Origin of the sequence: Streptomyces sp. NPDC090077 (assembly GCF_044747545.1) — a bacterium.
Taxonomy (GTDB): Bacteria; Actinomycetota; Actinomycetes; order Streptomycetales; family Streptomycetaceae; genus Streptomyces.
On sequence record NZ_JBIVEG010000022.1, the window covers coordinates 78,474 to 98,675 of the forward strand.

The window sequence follows — 20,202 nt, forward strand, 5'->3', positions numbered from 1 at the left end:
TCCTGATCCGGACGCACCGCGGGCCCGGGACGACCACCGTCCCGGGCCCGCTCCCGTGTACCTCAGGCGGCGGCCGCGACCCCCGCCGGAACCTCCAGCCGGGCCACCCGCAGCCACCCGGCGGCGGCCTTCGCGGCGGAGCCCAGGGCCAGCCCCCAGGCGGCGCCCGCGACGCCCCACACGGCGTACCCGCCCAGCAGCAGCGCCACCGACAGCAGCGAGAACACCACCTGGAGCGAGAGCGTGGCCCTCGGTTCGAGCACGCGCAGCGTGAGCAGGGCACAGGTGCCCAGGCCCATGACCGCGTACTGCGCGCCCGTGGCGGGCAGCAGCGCGGCGGCCGCCGGCCAGGTGTCGCCGAGCAGCTGCCGGCCCAGCCGGTCCGGCAGTGCGTACAGCACCGCCGCCCAGCCCCCGCCCAGCACCGCGAGGACGGTTCCCATCAGCAGGGTCAGCCGGACCACGCCCCGCTTGCCGGAGGCCCGGCCCACCACGGGCGGCCCGAAGGCGTTCGCCGAGTTGAACAGCACGTTCAGCGGGCCGAAGAGGGTGCTGGCGCCGCGCAGCGCGCCGACGGCGAGCGGCGTCGCGAACGCGCCCAGCCCGAGCACCGCGAGCTGGCTGGAGCCGTTGCCCACGGCGAACTCGACCACGAAGCGCCGCCCCAGGTGCCCGCGCCGCAGATAGGGCCGCAGGTCGGCGCGCACCCCGCGGACGTACGGCCGCAGCAGCCACAGGCCCATCCCCAGGGCGGGCAGCGCGGACAGCCCCCACACCAGGACCAGCCGGCCCGCCGGGGCCCCCTGCGGCTGCACGGCCAGCGCCGCGACCACGCACCCCAGCCGCAGCGAGTCCGCGGCCAGCGCCCGTTCGGGCACCCGCAGGGCGGAGAAGCAGTAGCGCAGCCCGTCCTGCACGAGGACCGGTGGCAGGACGAGACCCAGCGCGAGCAGCGCCGGCCCGGCGTCCCCGGGCACCGCGAGACCCGCCCCGGCCAGGACGAGCCCGGCCGCGGCGGACGCGGCGGCGGTGAACAGCACGGAGGAGCGGCACGCCCGCCCCAGCCCCTCGCCCTTCTCCAGCACCAGGCTCTGGCCGACGTAGGCCATGTTGAGCCCGAGCAGCACGCTGAAGGCCACGTAGACCATCGAGAAGGCGGCGAACCCGGACGCCGACGACAGCCGGGCGGCCAGCACCAGCACGAGGATGTTCGTGGCGCTTGAGGCGGCCTGGTCCAGGACCGAGGAGACCGCGGCGAGACCCCGCCGGCTCACCTCTGGCCCGTGCGGACCGTGCGCAGCGCCACGGTGTCGCCCGCCTCGCCCGGGGCGGAGCCGGCCGCGACGGCGGAGCGCCCGCCGCGCTTGCCCGAGGGCAGCGGGGCGTGCAGCACCGCGCCCAGCACGGTCCCGCCGGCGCCGCCGATCAGCTCCCGGATCCGGGACAGGTCGCTGCGGTGCACGGCACGCGGGTCGCAGACCACCAGGACCCCGTCCACGCGGTCGACCAGGGCGAGCGCGTCGGCGTAGGAGAGCACGGGCGGGGCGAGCACCACGACGGTGGAGTTGGGGGTGTCGGCCTCGGCGATCAGCTGGCCGGTGCGCCGGGAGGTCAGCGCCCGGGCCACGTTGCGCACCCGGTCGCCGGGGATGAGGTCGAAGTCGCCGGACTCGGCGGCGTCCACGACGACCCGGCGCCCGTCGGGCCACTCGGAGTCGCCGCTCGCAGAGCCGTCCGAGAGGGTGCTCCAGCGAGGCCGCCCGGCGGTGTCGGTGGGCAGCTGGCTGGCGAGCACCGGGGTGCGCAGGTCGGCCTCGATCAGCAGGACGTCCTTGCCGGTCTCGGCGAAGGAGGCGGCCAGGTTCACGGCCACCGCGGCGGCCGTCTCGCTGCTGCCGCGCGGGGCGACCACCAGCAGCCGGCGCCGGTCGGCGAACCGGGCGTCGTAGGCGAGGCGGAAGGCCACCGAGCGGTACTCCTCGGCGAGCCGCGGATCGGCCTCCCCGGCCGCGAGGAGCGGTCCGCCGCCGGTCCGGTCCCGGGGCAGGTAGCCGAGGACGGGCGCGCGCAGGGACCGGGCCACGTCGCCCTCGGAGCGCGGCGCCGGGTCGAACACCAGCCGGACCCACGCGGCGAGCAGGCCGAGCGCCAGTCCGACGGCCGCGCCGAGCGCGAGCGACATGGGGACGCCGGGCCCGTCGGGGGCGGCGGGCGGGGTGGCGGCGCTGGTGACCCGGCCCGGGGTCATGTCCAGGGCCTGGAGCTTGGCGATGTTGCCGTTGAGGGTGTTGACCTTGTTCTGGAGGTCGGTCCGCGAGGAGAGGGAGGCGTCGCGGGCGGTGCCCGCCGGCATGTTGTTGATCTGCCGGGCGACCTCGTCGAGCTGCTTGGCGACCGGGTCGCGCTGGGCCTCGTACCCCTTGACCATCGTGTCGCGGGTGACGGCGAGGGACTCCTGCCGCTTGAGCAGGTAGGCGGAGGCCATGCCGTTGGCGCGCTTGGCGGCCTCCTTGGGGGAGGCGGCGGTGTAGGTGAAGCGCAGCACCATCGTCTGCGGCGGGTTGGTCACCTGGAGGCCGCCGCGGAGGGCCGGGAGGTCCTTGGCGGCCACGCCGAGGGTCTTCGCGGCCTGCTCGGCTATGGAGCTGGAGAGCGCGACCTGCCGCTCCGAGCCGATGTTGATGGCCTTGTCGGGGGAGAGGCTCGGGTTGAAGGGATCGTCGGCGGGCGCGCGCAGCACCACGTCGGCGACGGACACGTAGGTGTCCGCCGTGGAGACGCCGAGGTAGACGCCGCCGAGCAGGCCGACGGCCACGCCGGCGCCGAGGAGCCGGCGGTAGCGCAGGAGCTGCTTGAACTGGTCCCTCAGGAGGTCCGGTTCGTCCTCGGCCGGGGCCGGCGCGGGGCGGTTCGTCTCGGTCACCGGCGGTTCCCTCCGAGTGCTTCGTCGATCAGTGCGTCGATGCGGGCCAGGCCCGCCTCGCGGCTCAGGTGGGCCGCCACGTGGACGGGCCCGGCCGCGCCGAGGGCGTCCGCGCCCGCGGGGTCGTCGGCCAGCGAGCGGACGGCCTCCAGCAGCGCCTCGGGGTCCTCCGGCGGTACGAGCACCCCGGCGCCGGAGCGCCGCACCTCCTGCGCGGTGCCGCCCTGCGCCGCGACGGAGGCGACGACGGGCCGGCCGGCCTGGAAGTAGGAGGTGAGCTTGGACGGCACGCTCATGTCCAGCACGGCGGCGTGCTGCGTGACCGCGAGGACGTCCGCCGCGGCGAGGACGTCCGGGAACCCGCCGTCGGAGGCGGGCGGGATGATGTCCAGGTTCGGCACGTCGGCGGCCAGGCTCGCGAGGGCCGCGCGCTGGCTGCCGTCGCCCATGAGGACGAAGCGGACGTCGGGGTCCAGCCGGGCCGCTCCGACGAGGACTTCGAGGCCCTGCTTGAGGCCCATGTTCCCGGAGTGCAGGACGACGGTCTGGCCGGGCGCCCACCCCAGGTGGTGGCGGGTCTCCCCGCGCGGCTTGGTGGGCTTGGCCACGTGCGACCAGTTGGGGACGAGGCGGATCTTCGCCGGGTCCACGCCCATCGCCACGACCCGGTCCACGAACGTCTCGTGGATGACGCCGACCAGGGTGGCCCGCTTGAGGGCGTACGCCTCCGCGCGCCCGGCGAACGCGGCCGCCTTGTCCCCGCCGCTGATGCCGCTCTGCGCAGCCGCGGCGCCCATCAGGTCCTGGACGACGGGTACGAACGGCACCTTCCAGCGGGCGGCGAGCCGGGCGGCCGTCACCCCGCCGGCCAGGCTCGGCATCTGCGCCATGACGAGGTCGGGCTTCGGCATCCGGGGCGGGGCCACGGCGCCGTGCAGCAGAATCGATCCTTCGAACAGGGCGCGCCGGACGGCGGTCTGCCGGGGAGGCACGGTGTGCGCACGCCGGTGCACGGTGACCCCCGCACGCTCCTCGGTGCGCCGCAACACCCCCTTGTACTCCGGCTCGACCGACCAGGCCGGGTAGTGCGGCATGCCCGCCAGAACGTGCGCGTCGTGGCCGGTACTCGCCCAGTGCTCCGCGATCTGGGTGGCGTACGGGCCGATGCCCGCATGCTCCGGGGCGTAGTTGGTGGAAACCAGCAGCAAGCGCCGGTGACCGGATGTGGACACTGAACGTCCCCTTCTCCCCTGGATGATGCGCGAGTCACCCTATTCGTTCACCCGACCGGTTTGGGAACGCGCACGCTATTGTCGGTTGACCGCCGCACCGGGGGGTGCGGCCCCTGGGGGGTAACCGATGACGGAGCGCGACATGACCGACCCTGAGCCGTCCGCGCGCAGGCCGTACCGGGTGGGCTACGCGCCCGGTGCCTACGACCTGTTCCACATAGGACACCTGAACATCCTGCGCCACGCCCGCAGCCGGTGCGACTACCTGGTGGCCGGGGTGGTCTCGGACGAGATGGCCGAACTGGCCAAGGGCCAGCGGCCGATGATCCCGCTCGTCGAGCGGCTGGAGATCGTCCGCAGCGTCAAGTACGTCGACGCCGCCTTCGTGGAGACGGTCCCGGACAAGGTGGAGACCTGGAAGCAGGTCCGTTTCGACGTCATCTTCAAGGGCGACGACTGGCGCGGCACCCCCAAGGGGGAGAAGCTGGAACGGGACTTCGCCGCCCACGGGGTCGACGTCGTCTACTTCCCCTACACCGTGCACACCTCCAGCACCCAGCTGCGCCGGGCCCTGGACGCCCTCGCCCGGCCCGGACAGCCGCCGCTGCCGGAGCAGCAGCTCACCGCCGAACGGCGCTGAGCTCGCGGAACCACTTCGCCAGGAACGCCAGCAGGAACAGGGCGGCGACCGCGCCCAGGCCCGCGTACGCCCAGCGGAACACCGGCCCGCCGCCCAGCAGCAGGAACACCAGGCAGAACACCCCGTAGTCCACGGGGAGCAGCGCCACCGCGCGCAGGGTCGACGGCGCGGCGGCCGGGCTGCCCGGGGCGGCCTTCGGCTTGAGCTTCTCGGTCAGCAGCCCCCCGAAGAAGGTGACGACGGCGGCGAACTGGAAGCCCAGCGGCACCAGCAGCCATGCCGGCTCCCCGGTGCCGTACGCCTCGGGGAAGCGGTAGAAGGCGATGAGCACGCAGGAGTGCAGCGCGGTCAGCTTGGCGGCGTCCACCACGTGGTCGAGCCACTCGCCCGCCGCGCTCCCGCCGCCGCGCAGCCGGGCGAGCTGGCCGTCGGCCGAGTCGAAGGCGAAGCCGACCGCGAGCGCCGCCCAGACGGCCGCCCCCAGTCCCCAGGAGGGTGCGGCCAGGGCGACCGCGGTGACGGCCGCGAAGCTGAAGGCGGCACTGACCAGGGTGACCTGGTTGGGCGTCAGGCCCAGGGCGTACGACCCGGCGGCCAGGTACCGGCCGGCGGGCCGGTTGACGAACCGGGAGTAGAGCGACACCCCCTTCGCCGACTTCTGCGCCCCCCGCAGTTCCCGGAGCGCGGTCCCGACTTTCCCCATGCCTGCCCCTGTCCGTATGTGCGTGCGTGCGTTCACGTGTTCGCGTGTTCGCGGGAAGGGCACATCATCGCAGGGGGAACGAAGGCTTCCGCTCCGGATCGGTCAACGCGCGGGGCCGCCGCCTCAGCCCACCACCCGCAGCAGCAGCACCGACCGGGCGGGCACCGTCAGCGGCTCCCCGCCCCGGTGCCGGGTCCCGGGCGCGGCTTCCTGGGACTCCCGCGAGGTGTCCAGCACCAGCTCGTACGCCGCCGCCCACGGCGCCCCCGGCAGCACCCACTCCACCGGCCGGTCCCCGGCGTGCAGCAGCGCGAGGAAGCTGTCGTCCGTCACCTGGCGGCCCCGCTCGTCCCGGCCCGGGATGTCCCGCCCGGACAGGTACAGGCCCACCGCGGCGGCCGGTGCGTACCAGTCCCGCTCCGTCATCTCCGCCCCCGCCGGGGTGAACCAGGCCAGGTCCCGCAGCCCGTCCGCACCCTGCGCCCGCCCCGAGAAGAACGCCCGCCGGCGCAATACGGGATGGGCCTGGCGCAGCGAGAGCAGCCGCCGGGTCAGCGCGAACAGCCCGCTCCACTCCGGGTCGGACAGCAGCGACCAGTCCACCCACCCCGTCTCGTTGTCCTGGCAGTACGCGTTGTTGTTGCCGCCCTGCGTCCGCCCGAACTCGTCGCCCGCGACCAGCATCGGCACTCCCGTCGACAGCAGCAGTGTCGTCAGCAGGTTGCGCAGCTGCCGCCGCCGCAGCGCCCCGATCCGCGGGTCCGCGCTCTCGCCCTCGGCCCCGCAGTTCCAGGACCGGTTGTCGTTGGTGCCGTCCCGGTTGGCCTCCCCGTTCGCCTCGTTGTGCTTGCGCTCGTACGACACCAGGTCGCGCAGGGTGAACCCGTCGTGGGCGGTCACGAAGTTCACCGACGCGTACGGCCGCCGCCCGCCCCACGCGTACAGGTCGCTGGAGCCCGACAGCCGGTACCCCAGGTCCCGCACGTCGGGCAGGGCGCCCCGCCAGAAGTCCCGCACGGCGTCCCGGTACCGGTCGTTCCACTCCGTCCACAGCGGGGGGAACGCCCCCACCTGGTAGCCGCCCGAGCCCACGTCCCACGGCTCCGCGATCAGCTTGACCCGCCGCAGCACCGGGTCCTGGGCGATCACCGCGAGGAACGGCGACAGCATGTCCACGTCGTGCATCGAGCGGGCCAGCGCCGCCGCCAGGTCGAAGCGGAAGCCGTCCACCCCCATCTCGGTCACCCAGTACCGCAGCGAGTCCGTGATCAGCCGCAGCACGTGCGGGCGCCCGGCGTGCAGGGTGTTCCCGCAGCCCGTGTAGTCGGCGTAGCGGCGCTGGTCGGACTGGAGCCGGTAGTAGCCCCGGTTGTCGACGCCCCGCAGCGACAGCGTCGGCCCCAGCTCCCCGGCCTCCGCCGTGTGGTTGTAGACCACGTCGAGGATGACCTCGATCCCCGCCGCGTGCAGGGCCTTCACCATCCGCTTGAACTCGCCCACCTGCTGCCCCGCCGTCCCGCTGGCGGAGTACCCGGCGTGCGGGGCGAAGTACCCCACCGAGTTGTAGCCCCAGTAGTTGCGCAGGCCCCGCCGCAGCAGGTGGTCCTCGTGCGCGAACTGGTGCACCGGCAGCAGCTCCACCGCCGTCACGCCCAGCGCCTTCAGGTGCCCCACCGCCGCCGGATGGGCCAGCCCCGCGTACGTGCCGCGCAGCTCCTCGGGAACACCCGGATGGCGCATCGTGAACCCGCGCACGTGCAGCTCGTAGATCACCGTGTCGGCCCAGGGGGTCTTCGGCCGGACGTCGTCCGACCAGTCGTCGTCATCGTGGACGACCACTCCCTTCGGGACGTACGGGGCCGAGTCCCGGTCGTCGCGCACCGTGTCCGCGATGTACTGCTGCGGCCAGTCCCGGACGTGCCCGTACACCTCGGGCGGCAGCGAGAAGTCGCCGTCGACCGCCCGCGCGTACGGGTCCAGCAGCAGCTTCGCCGGGTTGTACCGGGCGCCCGTCCAGGGGTCCCAGCGCCCGTGCACCCGGAAGCCGTACCGCTGCCCGGGCCGCACGCCCGGCACGAAGCCGTGCCAGATCTCGTGCGTCAGCTCGGTCAGGGTGCAGCGGGTCTCCGCCCCGAGCGCGTCGAACAGGCACAGCTCCACCGCCTCCGCCCCCGGGGCCCAGAGCGCGAAGTTGGTGCCCTCCGCCCCGGCCGGCCCCGCGTGGTGGCGGGCTCCGAGCGGGTGCGAGGAACCCGGCCACACCGGTGGCGGCGGGTGCGCGGCCGCCCGTAACACCTTCGCCTGTACCCGCTCCCGTACGGCGTCCATCACCTCGGCGGCCCGGCCGGCATCGCTGCCGGCGGTCTCCACCGCCTCTTGCTCGGCTGCGCTCGACACTGCCCGCCTCCACGGCTCCTGGGACCGGCGGGGGGAGTGCGCCCCGGCGTCCCGGCCAGGGCCCGCCCCGTCTGGTCCTTCCCACTGTTCTGCCCGGACTGTTCTGCCCGGAACGTGCCCGGCCCTCACGTTTCCCCCGGAGGGCCCCGGTCGTTGGACGGAACGTGACTCTTCTGACGAGGCGGGCAGGGGCGGGCTTGGCCGCCGTGGCGGCGTGGGCGGGCCTGCTGGGCGGGCTGGCCGGCTGCACCGGCGACGGCGGGTCGCCCGTCGAGATCTCCCTGCCGGGCAAACCCCGCTCCCCGGACGAGGCCATCCGGATCACCCCCGACGACAACGCCAAGGGCGTACCGGCCGAGGGCCCGCTGCGGGTGAACGTCCCCGAGGGCCGCCTCGAACGGGTCAGGGTCACCAAGGTCGAGGACGCCCAGGAGGAGGAGGTCCCCGGCGAGATCGCCGCCGACGGCCTCAGCTGGAGCCCCGACCCCGACGCCGGACGGCTCGCGCTGGCCGCCAAGTACACCGTCGACGCGGTCGCCCTCGACGGCCACAACCGCCGCCAGGCCCGGCACACCACCTTCACCACCTACGTCCCCGAGGAGCGGTTCATCGGCTACTTCAAGCCCGAGAACCGCTCCACCGTCGGCACCGGCATGATCGTCTCCTTCAACTTCAACCGGTCGATCAAGCAGCGCGCCGACGTGGAGCGGGCCATCACCGTCACCTCCGTACCGGCCGTGGAGGTCGTCGGACACTGGTTCGGCTCCGAGCGCCTCGACTTCCGGCCCAAGACGTACTGGAAGGCCGGCACCGAGGTCACGGTGAAGATGAAGCTCCGCGACGTCGAGGGCGCGCCCGGCTCGTACGGCATCCAGGAGAAGACCATCCGCTTCACCGTCGGCCGCTCCCAGGTCTCCACCGTCGACGCGGAGGCGCACACCATGGAGGTCCGCCGGGACGGACAGCTGCTGTCCACCATCCCCATCAGTGCCGGGGCGCCCAAGAACACCACCTACAACGGCAAGATGGTGGTGATGGAGATGTTCGACGTCACCCGCATGAACGGCGCCACCGTCGGCTTCACCAGCGACGACGGCAAGGGCGAGTACGACATCCCGGACGTCCCGCACGCCATGCGGCTCACCGCCTCCGGCACCTTCCTGCACGGGAACTACTGGGCCAGCCCCGACACCTTCGGCTCCACCAACACCAGCCACGGCTGCGTGGGCCTGCGCGACGACAAGGGCGGCGGCTCGGACACCCCGGCGGGCTGGTTCTTCGACCGGACGCTGATCGGCGACGTGGTGGAGGTCGTGAACTCGCAGGACAAGACCGTCGCCCCCAACAACGGACTGGGCGGCTGGAACATGTCCTGGGCCGACTGGGTGGCCGGCTCCGCCATCGGCTGACACACACCGGACCTCACCGCACCCCGGAGGAGCGGCGCAATCGAGTGATTGTCAGACCGGAATGCCGTACGCGCCGTGTGTCTTCCGTCCGCCGCGCCGCAGCCCGCCCGCAGCCTGTCAGGGCCATCGGCGCGGGCAGGTGGCCGAGACAGCGGACGGAGTGTCATGTCAGCAAGGAACTGGACCCTCGGGCTGGCCGTGGGCGTCGTACTCGCCAGCGGGGCGGCCCCCACCGCCCTCGCGGCGGGCCCCGGCACCGAAACCCCCACGGCGGCGCGCACCCTGAGGGCCCCGCTGCCCGGCGGCCTCGGACCCTGCATCCCGGGCGGCACCCTTCCCGGCGAGGGCTGCCCGGACCCCTATCCGGAGGTCGGCAACGGGCCCTTCGCCGGCCGGGACCGGAACATCAACGTCTTCGTCGGCGGGGACATGCTGGTGCGGCTGGGCGCCGCCGAGGCCGAGGGCAAGGTCGTCGTCCTCGGCGACTTCGACATGAACAAGACGGCCGGCGTCTACAACGTGGGCATCGCCGGGGTCGGCTCCCGCGTCCCCCCGCCGAACGGATCGGACTTCCTGACCACCGGCGGCAACGTCACCGTGGCCACCGGCCAGAGGCTCCTCGCCGACGGCGGCGTCGTCCGCTACGCGGGCACCCTCACCGGCGACGTGACCGGCACCCGCACCCGCGACGAGAACGCCGCCGACCCCTACACCCGCCTGCGCGGCGCCCTCACCTCCGCCAGCACCTGCTACGCCCTGCCCGGAGGAGTCCCGCGCCCGGCCACCGGCCAAGCCGTGTACACCGACCAGGAGACCGTCTTCACCGGCGACGGCCGCTCGCCGCTCCAGGTCTTCAACGTGGACTTCGACCTCTCCGGCCCCTCCGGCCGGCAGCAGACGCTCCGCTTCGCCGGGATCCCGGCCAACGCCACGGTCCTGGTCAACGTCACCGGGGAGAACCCCGCCCTGCGCGTCAACAACTCCCTGCTCCCCGCGGGACTGCGCGAGCGGCTGCTGTGGAACTTCCCCAACGCGGAGTCGGCCACCATCGCCGGCTCGGCGCAGCTCGGCGGCAGCGTCCTGATCGGCCCGCAGGCGTCGGTCGCCAACGTCTCCGTGATCGGCATGAACGGCCGTTTCTTCACCGCCGGCAGCGTCACCCACACCAGCCCGACGCCGACCACCGGCCTGGGCGCCGAGTTCCACGCCTACCCCTTCAACGGCGACCTGCCCGACTGCGCACCGGTGCCGCCGGCCAGGGGCTCGGTGTCCGTGGTCAAGCACGACGAGAACGGCCGTCCGCTGCCCGGGGCGAAGTTCGAGCTGTGGGAGGAGACCAACGGGGCCGACGGCCTCCAGGCCACCGGTACCGACGCCGACACCAAGGTCGCCGACTGCACCACCGAGGCGCCGGACGCGATCTGCGCGCGGGAGCAGGAGCTCGGCACGTACTACTGGCGCGAGGTCACTCCGCCCACCGGCTACGACCTCCCCGCGCAGCCCGTCCACACCCTGGTCCTCACGGCCGAGAACGCCGCCCAGGGCGTGCGCTGGACGGCCGTCAACACCAGGACCCCCGAGCCGCCGGACGAGAGCGCCCGGGTCGTCCTGCGCAAGATCGACAAGGACACCGGCGAACCGCTGTCCGGCGCCCGCTTCGAGCTGTGGCGCGAGAGCAACGGCACCGACGGCCTCCAGACCGGGACGAACCCCGACACCCTGCTCGGGGACGGTGCCTGCGTCACCGACGAGCGGGGCTCCTGCACGGTCGAGCTGCCGGTCGGCGAGCGCTACTACTGGCGGGAGGTGGGCCTCCCGGCGGGCTACGAGCGGCCCCGCGACCCGGTGACGGCCTTCGAGCTGGAACCCGGTGAGACCGAGGAGATCGTCATCGTCACCGTCCCGAACAAGAAGGCGGACGAGGACCCGGACGGCATCATCAAGGTGCTGAAGAAGGACGCCAAGACGAAGCGGCCGCTGCGCGGCGCGGAGTTCGAGCTGTGGCGGGAGACCGGCAGGGCAGCGGGTCTCCAGCGGGGCGGCGACAACGCCGACGAGCGGGTCGGGGACGAGTGCACCACCGGCCGGGACGGCGTCTGCGCCTTCGACGAGCTCCCGGACGGTTCCTACTACGTGGTCGAGGTCGACGTACCCGACGGCTACGTGCTGCCGCGCGACCCGGTGACGGGCCCGCTGACCCTGGACCCGCGCACCCCGGGCCACCGGATCGCCGTCACCCTCCTCAACCAGCGCGCGCACGACGGCCAGACCTGCCACTGCAAGGACAAGCCGGACCACGGCAAGCCCGACCACGGGAAGCCGGAGCACGGGAAGCCGGACCACGGCCGTCCCGACCACGACGGTCCCCACCACGACGGCCCCGGCCACGACGGTCCCGCCTGGAACCCCGGCGAGTGGCCCCTGGGCGGTGACCGCAAGGCCTGACCGGCCTTCCGTCCCGGCACTTGGGACGGAACGGTGACACGACTGTGCCTATTCGTAATCTCCCCATGTGATTTCCTGTCGACAAGCGCGCGACTGTCCGTGCGCGGGGGACATGGGGAGAACACGAGTGAACCTGCAGCCGATACGCGGCCGCGTCCGCACCGGCCTGCCGGCCGTTCTGCTGGGGGCGGCCCTGCTGCTGACCAGCGCGTGCAGCGGCGGCGGCAACAGCGGGGGCAGCGGCGGGGACAACGGCAAGGCCGGCGGCGGTACGGCGAAGACCGGCACCGAGGCGTCCAAGGCCGTGGTCAACGTCAAGCCGGACGACGGGTCCAAGGAAGTCGCCACCAGCGGCATCCTGAAGATCACCAGCAGCGGGGGCAAGCTGACCACCGTGACGGTCGCCGACACCAAGGGCAACGCGGTGGAGGGCAAGCTCGGCGCCGACGGCGCGACCTGGGAGCCCGCCCGCAACCTGGCCGCCGCCACCGAGTACAAGGTGCACGCGGTGGCCAAGGACGAGGCCGGCCGCGAGTCCGCCAAGGACACCACCTTCACCACCCTGACCCCGCAGAACACCTTCGTGGGCCACTACACGCCCGAGGACGGCTCGACCGTCGGCGTGGGCATGCCCGTGTCCATCAACTTCACCCGCGGCATCACCAACACCGAGGCCGTCGAGAAGGCCATCACGGTCACCGCCGAGCCCAACGTGCCGGTCGAGGGCCACTGGTTCGGCAACGACCGCCTCGACTTCCGCCCCGAGAAGTACTGGGCCGCGGGCACCAAGGTCACCGTGAAGCTCGCGCTCGACGGCGTCGAGGGCCGTCCCGGCGTCTACGGCAAGCAGACCCGCACGGTCACCTTCACCGTCGGCCGCTCCCAGGTCACCACCGTCGACGCCACCTCCAAGAAGATGGAGGTCGTCCGCGACGGCCAGGTGCTCAAGACCATCCCGATCACCGCGGGCGCCCCGTCGACGACCACCTACAACGGTCAGATGGTCATCAGCGAGAAGTACAAGGTGACCCGGATGAACGGCGCCACCGTCGGCTTCGGCGGCGAGTACGACATCTCGGACGTCCCGCACGCGATGCGGCTGTCGACCTCCGGCACCTTCGTCCACGGCAACTACTGGGCCCCCTCCTCCACCTTCGGCAGCGAGAACGTCAGCCACGGCTGCGTCGGCCTGGAGGACGAGCGCGGCGCCGGCGACCCGAACACCCCGGCCGCGTGGTTCTTCAACGAGTCCCTGATCGGCGACGTGGTCGTCGTGAAGAACTCCAAGGACAAGCAGATCGCCCCGGACAACGGCCTCAACGGCTGGAACATGGACTGGGCGGAGTGGATCAAGTAGCCGATCCGCGTACGTGAGCCGGTGGCCCGGTGCTGTGACCCACAGCACCGGGCCACTCCGCGTTAACCGCGGCTAACCTTCCCCGTATGACCATCTCTCTCGAAGTCTCCGAAGGCGTCGGCACCATCCTGCTGGACCGCCCGCCCATGAACGCCCTGGACATCGCCACCCAGGACCGGCTGCGCGAGCTCGCCGTGGAGGCCACCGAGCGCGCCGACGTGCGCACGGTCGTCCTCTACGGCGGGGAGAAGGTGTTCGCGGCCGGCGCGGACATCAAGGAGATGCAGAACATGGATCACGCGGCCATGGTCGCCCGGTCCCGCGCGCTCCAGGACGCCTTCACCGCCGTGGCCCGCATCCCCAAGCCCGTCGTCGCGGCCGTCACCGGGTACGCCCTCGGCGGCGGCTGCGAGCTCGCCCTGTGCGCCGACTACCGGATCGCCGCCGACAACGCGAAGCTCGGCCAGCCCGAGATCCTGCTCGGCCTGATCCCGGGCGCGGGCGGCACCCAGCGGCTCTCCCGGCTGATCGGCCCGTCCAAGGCCAAGGACCTGATCTTCACCGGCCGCATGGTCAAGGCCGAGGAGGCCCTCGCCCTCGGCCTGGTGGACCGGGTCGTGCCCGCCGCCGAGGTGTACGAGCAGGCGCACGCCTGGGCCGCGAAGCTCGCCCAGGGTCCGGCGATCGCGCTGCGCGCCGCGAAGGAGTGTGTGGACGCCGGCCTGGAGGCCGACATCGACACCGGCCTGACCATCGAACGCAACTGGTTCGCGGGCCTGTTCGCCACGGAGGACCGCGAGCGCGGGATGCGCAGCTTCGTCGAAGAGGGCCCCGGCAAGGCCAAGTTCGTCTGAGGAGCGCTGGAGCGCGGCCGCCCGGAACCCCTGCGGGTGGATTAGCCAGGCCTTAAGGCAACCTTAAGGGGACCTGGTGATCCACGGACCGTGATCGCCGCGCAGCCGAACGTCACCCCAGGTCAGGGTGGTTCGTGCGGGCCTCGGTTGCCTTTCGCATATGCCGGGACACCCCCTCGGAATCCATGGTTCCGAGGGGTGTATTCCTGCGGAACGGCCCGGAGGGGTGCGCGGGCCGTCCATGATGGGTGCATGGCGGGCCTGGAGGGTGTGGAACAGCCGCGGCAGCGCAGCAGCGCTTCGGCCGTACGGCTCACGGCGGCGGCCGAGGAGGAACAGGGCCTGAGGGCTCTGGAGTTGTACGGGAACCCGGCCGAGGCGGAGGTGACGCTGCCGTCCATGCCGGAGTCCGCGAGCACGGCCCGCCGGCTCACCCAGAGCGTGGTCATCCGCTTCTGGGGGCTGTCGCCGCAGATCTCCGAACACGCCGTCCTGCTGGTCTCGGAGCTCGTCGGCAACGCCGTGCGCCACACCGGGGCCCGCTCCTTCGGCTTACGGATGCTGCGGCGGCGCGGCTGGATCCGGGTGGAGGTGCGCGACCCCTCGCGCGGGCTGCCCTGTCTGATGCCTGTCCACGAGCTGGACACCACGGGGCGGGGGCTGTTCCTCGTCGACAAGCTCTCCGACCGCTGGGGTGCCGACCTGCTGCCGCGCGGCAAGATCACCTGGTTCGAGATGCGGGTCGCCGACCGCTGAACGGCCCCGGAACGCCAGAAACCCCCTGTCGCCGAGGTGGGGCGCTACGGGGGTTTCATGGGACGCCGAGGATCGATGGGGTGTGTGATCCTCGGCGAGCGGACTTCGCTCGGGTCAAAGGGAAGCCGTGCTTCCGACTATGGCAGACGAGGGCTCAAACGCCAAAAGTCCCGACTCGGACATAAGTGTGCATATCCCAAGAGTTTCCACCTAAATCTTAGGTGAGATGGGCCACGCGCCTCGTAATCGATGAATAAGTATCGACCGCTGTGTGTAAATCGTTGATCACATAGCGGACACCTTGCTCTGAAGGCCCGGCTGACGAAAGTCCCAAATTGGGTCAATCATTACCTTTGGAGTCCTCCGGCTCTTAAATGGGCGGGTGCTCTGTTATCCAGACCGTCGCACGGCCCTGCGCGCCACGGCCGCGGCCGCCGTCGGCGCCCTCACCGCGGCCTGCGGGACGGGCGGCGGCCCGGCGGCGCCGGGGCCCGTCCGGGCCGCCCCCGCCACACCCGCCCGGCCGGCCGGGCAGCCGCCCGCGGCACCCGCCCCCCGCCGCATCCCGGGCCAGCCCGTGGAGATCGAGCACGGCCCCCGCGACCGGCCCCGCGTCGCGCTCACCTTCCACGGCAACGGGGACCCCGCCACCGCCCGCGCCGTGCTCGCCGCGGCGGAGAAGGCCGGCGCGCGGGTCACCGTACTGGCCATCGGCGGCTGGCTCGACGAACACCCCGACATGGCCCGGCGGATCCTCGACGGCGGACACGAACTGGGCAACCACACCCAGCGCCACCTCGCGATCAACGGCATGTCCGAGACCGAGGCCTACGCCGAGATCACCGGCTGCGCCCAGCGCCTCAAACGGCTCACCGGCTCCATCGGCACCTGGTTCCGCCCCTCGCAGACCCAGTACGCCACCCCCCTCGTCCGCACCCTCGCCCAGCGGGCCGGCTACCCGCACGTCCTCTCGTACGACGTGGACTCCCTCGACTTCACCTCGCCCGGCGCGGCGGCCGTCATCCGCAACGTCACCGGGACGATCCGGCCCGGATCGGTGGTGAGCCTGCACTTCGGCTACGCGGACACGGTCGACGCGATGCCGCCCCTCCTCGAAGAACTCGCGCGCCGCGAACTGCGCGCGGTGACCACCACGGAGCTGCTGACCTCATGAAGACCACCCGCCTTCCCCGGAAGGCCACCGTGCTCCTGGCCGGTCTGCTCCTCGCCGCCCTGGCCGGCTGCGGATCGGCGGACAAGGCGCCCGCCGAGGCGCTCGGCACCAAGGGTCCCGCCAGGGTGCCCGCCAAGGCCGTCCCGGCCGTGCCGCAGGGCCTCGCCGGGATGCCCCCGCTGCTCGACCCCCACGACGTGTACGCCGCGGACCGGCCGAACAAGCTCGCCCCGGCGGTCAAGGACTTCCCGTCCCGGGTCTACGTGCCGAACACCAACTCCAACACGGTGTCCGTCATCGACCCGGCCACCTACAAGGTCATCGACACCATCCCGGTCGGCGTCCAGCCGCAGCACGTGGTGCCCTCCTGGGACATGAAGACCCTCTGGGTCAACAACAACCGCGGCCACACGCTCACCCCGATCAACCCGGCCACCGGCGAGGCCGGCAAGCCCGTCGAGGTGCACGACCCGTACAACCTGTACTTCACCCCCAACGGCAAGTACGCGGTGGTGATGGCCTCCATGGACCGCGAGCTGGTCTTCCGCGACCCGCACACCATGGACCGGGTCAAGACCGTCCCCGTCACCTGCTTCGGCGTCAACCACGCCGACTTCTCGGCGGACGGCCGCTACTTCATCGTGAGCTGCGAGTTCTCCGGCGAGCTGCTCAAGGTCGACACCGAGAAGATGGAGGTGATCGGCCAGCAGAAGCTGCCCTTCGAGGGGGCCATGCCGCAGGACGTGAAGATCTCCCCGGACGGGAAGACCTTCTACGTCGCGGACATGATGGCGCACGGCATGTGGGTGCTCAGCGGCGAAAAGTTCGACGTCCCCAAGCTGCTGCCCACCGGCAAGGGCTGCCACGGCCTGTACGTCAGCCGCGACTCCAGGGAGATGTACGTCTCCAACCGGGGCGAGGGCAGCATCTCGGTCTTCGACTTCAAGGAGAACCGCCTCACCAAGAAGTGGCAGCTGCCCGACGGCGGCAGCCCCGACATGGGCGGCGTCTCGGCCGACGGCAAGGTGCTGTGGCTCTCCGGCCGCTACAACTCCGAGGTCTACGCGATCGACACCGTCACCGGCAAGCAGCTGGCCCGCGTCCCGGTCGGCGGCGGCCCCCACGGGCTCGCCGTGTACCCCCAGCCGGGCCGCTACTCCCTGGGCCACACGGGCATCTTCCGGTAGCGGACGCGACGGTGCCCCGGGAGCTCGCACAGCACCCGGGACACCGCGCCCGCGGGGCCGCTACCAGGCGACCGGCAGCCGCTCGGGCAGCCGCTTGATGAAGCCCGTGCGCCACACCAGGTTCTCCGCCGGCACCGCGAGCCGCAGCCCCGGCAGCCGCTCCACCAGCACCTCCAGCGCGGTCTCGGCGTGCGCCCGGGCCAGTGCCGAGGCCGGGCAGAAGTGCCGCCCGGCGCCGAAGGCGAGGTGGCCGCCCGCGTCCTTCCGCTCCAGGTCCAGCTCCTCCGGGCGCTCGAAGGCCGCCGGGTCGAAGTTGGCCCCCTCCAGCAGGACGAGCACCAGCTCGCCCCGCTCCACCAGGACCTCCCCGACCCGCACGTCCGCCAGCGCGATGCGCGGCAGGCCGTCCCCGACGGACAGGTTCCAGCGCAGCAGCTCCTCGACGGCCCGGCCCGTCCGTTCCGGATGCCCGCGCAGCCGGCCGATCAGCTCGGGCCGCTGGAGCAGCGCGAGGACCGCGAGGACCAGGAACGCCGAGGTGGAGACCGCCCCCGCGCCGAAGAGGGAGACGGCGACGGTCGCGAACATCTCGTCCGTCAGGTGCGCCGACTCCGGATCGGCCTCCCGCAGCCCGGCGAAGGTGCCGAGGAGCCCCGTACGCTCCTCGGCGGGCAGCGCCAGCTGATCCCGGAACCGGTCGGTGAAGTAGCCGACGTCCTTGTACCAGTTGAGGGCCGAGTCGGGGAACGGCTCGCGAGCGGTCATGAACGCGACGTCCAGCCCGGACATCAGCCGGCGCCAGTCCTCGAACGGCACCCCCAGCACCCGGCAGTGCAGCGCGGCCGAGAAGGGGTCGGCGAAGCCGGCCCGGAGGTCGGCCGGGCCCCCTTCGGCGACGAGCGCGTCCAGGAGTTCCCCGGCCGCGTCGCGCAGCGCCTCCCGCAGCCCCGGCCGGCGCGGGCTGAGCGCCTTCATCACCGCGTCGCGCAGGCCCGCGCTGTTGATGCTCCCCATGTTGTCGACGACCTCGGGCGGGATCGTCAGCGCGTACTGGCGGGGCACCCCGGCGGCCGCGGTGTCCCTGAGGCTGAAGCGCTCGTCCTCCAGCACCTGCCGGGCCAGCGCGTGGCTGCTCACCAGCCAGGCCGGGTCCCCGGTGAGGGTGCGGACCCGGGCGACGGGCGCCTTCTCGCGCAGCCAGGAGCACTCCTGCGGCAGGACGTCCCCGCGCCGCGACAGCGGGAAGTCCAGGAGCGGCTGCTCCGGGGTCCCCGCGCCCTCACGCCGCCCGACGCTCATCGGCGCTCCCTCCGGTGGCTGCTGCGGAGTCCTCGGTCCCGGGGCGCACGACGGCGTACGCCTGGTTGCGGGTCGCGCGGAGGCCCCCGCCGCGGGCGAAGAGCACGTCGGTCATCGGCATCCTGACGTGATAGGCGGCCACGGAGGACGGCACGTCGAGAATGCTGGGGGTGTCGATGAAGAAGGGCAGCTCGGCCGCCAGGTAGTCGAAGCACACCCGCAACTGGGAATCCGTCATGGATTCACCCTCGGGCAACTTCGACCCGATGAAATGCAATGCCATTTCCTCGCAGCCCTTGCGGAATGTGTCGTCGGTTTCCAGGAAATGCAGGACGCGCCGGTGCAGTAGTTGGTAGACGGGGTTCGCCAGGAACTCGGAAAGAGCCCGCACTCGTATCTCGGCGTGTGGTGATCCCGAATCCTCGACTCCTTTGACGATCCTCCGCCGGACCGCCTTGATCTCCTTCGAGGCACGCCTGCCCGCATGCTCCGGGGTGTAGCCGAAGGCTCCGAACATGCGGTCCACGTGGAGGTCCGCGTAGACGAAGTCGACCTGCGCGAAACGGCTCACGGCCCATCGGGCGAGGCCGGCCACGCGCTCGGCGCTGAAGTAGCTGTTTCCGGGGCTCACGCCGATGAGCACATGGTCGCCGTCTTCCCAGATATGGCGGCAGGTACGGGTGAAGGGCAGAACTTCGAATGATGCGTCAGCTGAGATCGTCACCTGTGATCGCCCTTGTTGCCGCATGTCCCTGGGAGCCCTGCGCTCCTGGTGTGGCGGCAATGCCGGTACGTTAGGCCGTGATCCCGGAGCGTGACAAGCGGTAGGCGGACTTGTTCGCTGGAATTCTTGATTCCGCCTGTCGGGCGTGCTGTTCCCGCGGCTTACGGGCGGGTAATTGAATATCTATCTGCCGCCCGAACGGGACCCGCGGAAGCCCCCCGGGCCCGGGGCCGCTACCCTGAGCCGGTCAACAAGCACCGAGAAGGGGTGGACCCAGTGGCTGACATCGAGAGCGCACGGGCGACGTTCGACCAGTTCGACGTGAACGGTGACGGCTTCGTCACGGCCGACGAGTACAGCGCGGCCATGAAGGCGATGGGTGACCACTACGTCACCGCCGCGGTCGCGGACTCCGTGATCGCCGCCAAGGACAGCGACGGCGACAAGCTGATGAGCTTCGACGAGTTCTGGGCCTCCCTGAACAAGTAAGCACGTCCGCCCCCGCCCCGCCCGCCGGGGCGGGGGCGCGTCAGGCCCCGCCCTCCGGCGGCTCCGCCGCGGCCAGGGCCTCCACCTCGGCCAGGGCCTCCTCCAGCCAGCTCAGCCAGAACCCCTCCAGGGCGATGCCGCCGTGCAGCACGAGCCGGCGCAGCCGGTCGGCGGCCGCGTCCCGGCCCGGCGGGAAGTCCTTCGCCTCGATGGCCTCGTACGTGGCCAACTGCGCCCGGTGCAGCTCCAGATGGCGCCGCAGCTCCGGCCCCAGCCGCTGCGGCCCGACCACCGCCGCCGCCCGGATCCGCAGCAGCAGGGCGTCCCGCACCGGCTTCGGGTCCTGGCTCTCGTCCACCCACCGCGCCAGTTCCGCGCGGCCGCCGGGCAGCACCTCGTACTCCTTCTTCTGCCCGCGCACGGGCACCTCGCTGGGCAGCGCCCGGATCAGCCCCGCCTCCTCCAGCCGCCCCAGCTCCCGGTAGATCTGCTGGTGCGTCGAGGACCAGAAGTAGCCGATCGACCTGTCGAACCGCCGGGTCAGCTCCAGCCCCGACGAGGGCTTCTCCAGCAGGGCGGTGAGGATGGCGTGCGGCAGCGACATGCCGCCATC

17 protein-coding genes are annotated in these 20,202 nt (G+C 72.4%); 9 read left to right on the forward strand and 8 right to left on the reverse strand.

Features of this window, described 5'->3' with window-relative positions; all coding sequences use genetic code 11:
• Nucleotides 1-62: 62 nt before the first annotated feature.
• The 3 genes from ACIPW5_RS29200 to ACIPW5_RS29210 are packed head-to-tail and all read right to left on the reverse strand — an operon-like array spanning nucleotide 63 to nucleotide 4,125.
• Complete coding sequence (locus ACIPW5_RS29200; protein WP_401251045.1) at nucleotides 63-1,274, reverse strand: hypothetical protein; 1,212 nt, start codon at nucleotides 1,272-1,274, stop codon at nucleotides 63-65.
• Entirely contained in the window at nucleotides 1,271-2,923 is a 1,653-nt protein-coding gene (locus ACIPW5_RS29205; protein WP_401251047.1) for a lipopolysaccharide biosynthesis protein, read from the reverse strand. The genes ACIPW5_RS29200 and ACIPW5_RS29205 overlap by 4 nt, the downstream gene beginning before the upstream one ends.
• Entirely contained in the window at nucleotides 2,920-4,125 is a 1,206-nt protein-coding gene (locus tag ACIPW5_RS29210; protein WP_401251140.1) for a glycosyltransferase, read from the reverse strand. The genes ACIPW5_RS29205 and ACIPW5_RS29210 overlap by 4 nt, the downstream gene beginning before the upstream one ends.
• Before the next feature lie 172 nt (nucleotides 4,126-4,297).
• On the opposite strand from ACIPW5_RS29210, the gene ACIPW5_RS29215 reads away from it, so the two are divergent.
• Nucleotides 4,298-4,795 (forward strand): adenylyltransferase/cytidyltransferase family protein, encoded by a 498-nt coding sequence (locus tag ACIPW5_RS29215; protein ID WP_401251050.1) that lies wholly within the window; start codon nucleotides 4,298-4,300, stop codon nucleotides 4,793-4,795.
• Here the strand turns inward: ACIPW5_RS29215 and ACIPW5_RS29220 are convergent.
• Both ACIPW5_RS29220 and glgX read right to left on the reverse strand, forming a co-directional pair.
• The gene (locus tag ACIPW5_RS29220; protein WP_401251053.1) at nucleotides 4,776-5,498 is read right to left on the reverse strand and encodes a CDP-alcohol phosphatidyltransferase family protein; all 723 of its coding nucleotides are present in this window, start codon (nucleotides 5,496-5,498) and stop codon (nucleotides 4,776-4,778) included. The two genes, ACIPW5_RS29215 and ACIPW5_RS29220, sit on opposite strands and share 20 nt — an antisense overlap.
• 123 nt (nucleotides 5,499-5,621) lie before the next feature.
• Nucleotides 5,622-7,895, reverse strand: coding sequence for a glycogen debranching protein GlgX (gene glgX, locus ACIPW5_RS29225; protein WP_401251056.1), 2,274 nt, complete (start codon nucleotides 7,893-7,895; stop codon nucleotides 5,622-5,624).
• Between the two features lie 197 nt (nucleotides 7,896-8,092).
• On the opposite strand from glgX, the gene ACIPW5_RS29230 reads away from it, so the two are divergent.
• From ACIPW5_RS29230 to ACIPW5_RS29260, 7 genes are all read left to right on the forward strand, one after another.
• On the forward strand, nucleotides 8,093-9,304 hold the full coding sequence (locus ACIPW5_RS29230; RefSeq protein WP_401251059.1) for an Ig-like domain-containing protein: 1,212 nt from the start codon (nucleotides 8,093-8,095) through the stop codon (nucleotides 9,302-9,304).
• 165 nt (nucleotides 9,305-9,469) lie between these two features.
• Nucleotides 9,470-11,749 carry a choice-of-anchor A family protein gene (locus ACIPW5_RS29235; RefSeq protein WP_401251062.1) on the forward strand — a complete coding sequence of 760 codons (2,280 nt, stop codon included), beginning with the start codon at nucleotides 9,470-9,472 and terminating at the stop codon, nucleotides 11,747-11,749.
• A gap of 112 nt (nucleotides 11,750-11,861) precedes the next feature.
• Nucleotides 11,862-13,106 (forward strand): Ig-like domain-containing protein, encoded by a 1,245-nt coding sequence (locus ACIPW5_RS29240; protein ID WP_401251065.1) that lies wholly within the window; start codon nucleotides 11,862-11,864, stop codon nucleotides 13,104-13,106.
• Nucleotides 13,107-13,192: 86 nt separating this feature from the next.
• Nucleotides 13,193-13,960, forward strand: a complete 768-nt coding sequence (locus tag ACIPW5_RS29245) for an enoyl-CoA hydratase/isomerase family protein (RefSeq protein WP_401251068.1) — start codon at nucleotides 13,193-13,195, stop codon at nucleotides 13,958-13,960.
• Between the two features lie 147 nt (nucleotides 13,961-14,107).
• Nucleotides 14,108-14,716, forward strand: a complete 609-nt coding sequence (locus ACIPW5_RS29250) for an ATP-binding protein (protein ID WP_401251070.1) — start codon at nucleotides 14,108-14,110, stop codon at nucleotides 14,714-14,716.
• Between the two features lie 382 nt (nucleotides 14,717-15,098).
• A complete protein-coding gene (locus ACIPW5_RS29255) occupies nucleotides 15,099-15,890 on the forward strand; it encodes a polysaccharide deacetylase family protein (protein ID WP_401251073.1) in 792 nt (263 codons plus the stop codon).
• Nucleotides 15,887-17,077 carry a YncE family protein gene (locus ACIPW5_RS29260; RefSeq protein WP_401251076.1) on the forward strand — a complete coding sequence of 397 codons (1,191 nt, stop codon included), beginning with the start codon at nucleotides 15,887-15,889 and terminating at the stop codon, nucleotides 17,075-17,077. Before ACIPW5_RS29255 ends, ACIPW5_RS29260 begins: the two co-directional genes overlap by 4 nt.
• Before the next feature lie 60 nt (nucleotides 17,078-17,137).
• On the opposite strand, the gene ACIPW5_RS29265 is transcribed toward ACIPW5_RS29260, so the two are convergent.
• Both ACIPW5_RS29265 and ACIPW5_RS29270 read right to left on the reverse strand, forming a co-directional pair.
• The gene (locus ACIPW5_RS29265; protein ID WP_401251079.1) at nucleotides 17,138-18,376 is read right to left on the reverse strand and encodes a cytochrome P450; all 1,239 of its coding nucleotides are present in this window, start codon (nucleotides 18,374-18,376) and stop codon (nucleotides 17,138-17,140) included.
• Complete coding sequence (locus ACIPW5_RS29270) at nucleotides 18,357-19,100, reverse strand: tRNA-dependent cyclodipeptide synthase (RefSeq protein WP_401251082.1); 744 nt, start codon at nucleotides 19,098-19,100, stop codon at nucleotides 18,357-18,359. Before ACIPW5_RS29270 ends, ACIPW5_RS29265 begins: the two co-directional genes overlap by 20 nt.
• 276 nt (nucleotides 19,101-19,376) lie before the next feature.
• Between ACIPW5_RS29270 and ACIPW5_RS29275 the strand changes: the two genes are divergently transcribed.
• Nucleotides 19,377-19,589, forward strand: coding sequence for an EF-hand domain-containing protein (locus ACIPW5_RS29275; RefSeq protein WP_401251085.1), 213 nt, complete (start codon nucleotides 19,377-19,379; stop codon nucleotides 19,587-19,589).
• A 40-nt stretch (nucleotides 19,590-19,629) separates the two neighbouring features.
• Here the strand turns inward: ACIPW5_RS29275 and ACIPW5_RS29280 are convergent, their stop codons facing one another.
• On the reverse strand, nucleotides 19,630-20,193 hold the full coding sequence (locus ACIPW5_RS29280) for a PadR family transcriptional regulator (protein WP_401251088.1): 564 nt from the start codon (nucleotides 20,191-20,193) through the stop codon (nucleotides 19,630-19,632).
• Nucleotides 20,194-20,202: the final 9 nt, after the last annotated feature.

What these genes read in the sequence shown, in the direction of transcription:
- ACIPW5_RS29215 (WP_401251050.1), top strand. Translation starts at nt 4,298, where the DNA reads ATGACCGACCCTGAGCCGTCCGCGCGCAGGCCGTACCGGGTGGGCTAC.
- ACIPW5_RS29220 (WP_401251053.1), bottom strand. Translation starts at nt 5,498, where the DNA reads ATGGGGAAAGTCGGGACCGCGCTCCGGGAACTGCGGGGGGCGCAGAAG.
- ACIPW5_RS29235 (WP_401251062.1), top strand. Translation starts at nt 9,470, where the DNA reads ATGTCAGCAAGGAACTGGACCCTCGGGCTGGCCGTGGGCGTCGTACTC.
- ACIPW5_RS29240 (WP_401251065.1), top strand. Translation starts at nt 11,862, where the DNA reads ATGGGGAGAACACGAGTGAACCTGCAGCCGATACGCGGCCGCGTCCGC.
- ACIPW5_RS29245 (WP_401251068.1), top strand. Translation starts at nt 13,193, where the DNA reads ATGACCATCTCTCTCGAAGTCTCCGAAGGCGTCGGCACCATCCTGCTG.
- ACIPW5_RS29260 (WP_401251076.1), top strand. Translation starts at nt 15,887, where the DNA reads ATGAAGACCACCCGCCTTCCCCGGAAGGCCACCGTGCTCCTGGCCGGT.
- ACIPW5_RS29265 (WP_401251079.1), bottom strand. Translation starts at nt 18,376, where the DNA reads ATGAGCGTCGGGCGGCGTGAGGGCGCGGGGACCCCGGAGCAGCCGCTC.
- ACIPW5_RS29280 (WP_401251088.1), bottom strand. Translation starts at nt 20,193, where the DNA reads ATGTCGCTGCCGCACGCCATCCTCACCGCCCTGCTGGAGAAGCCCTCG.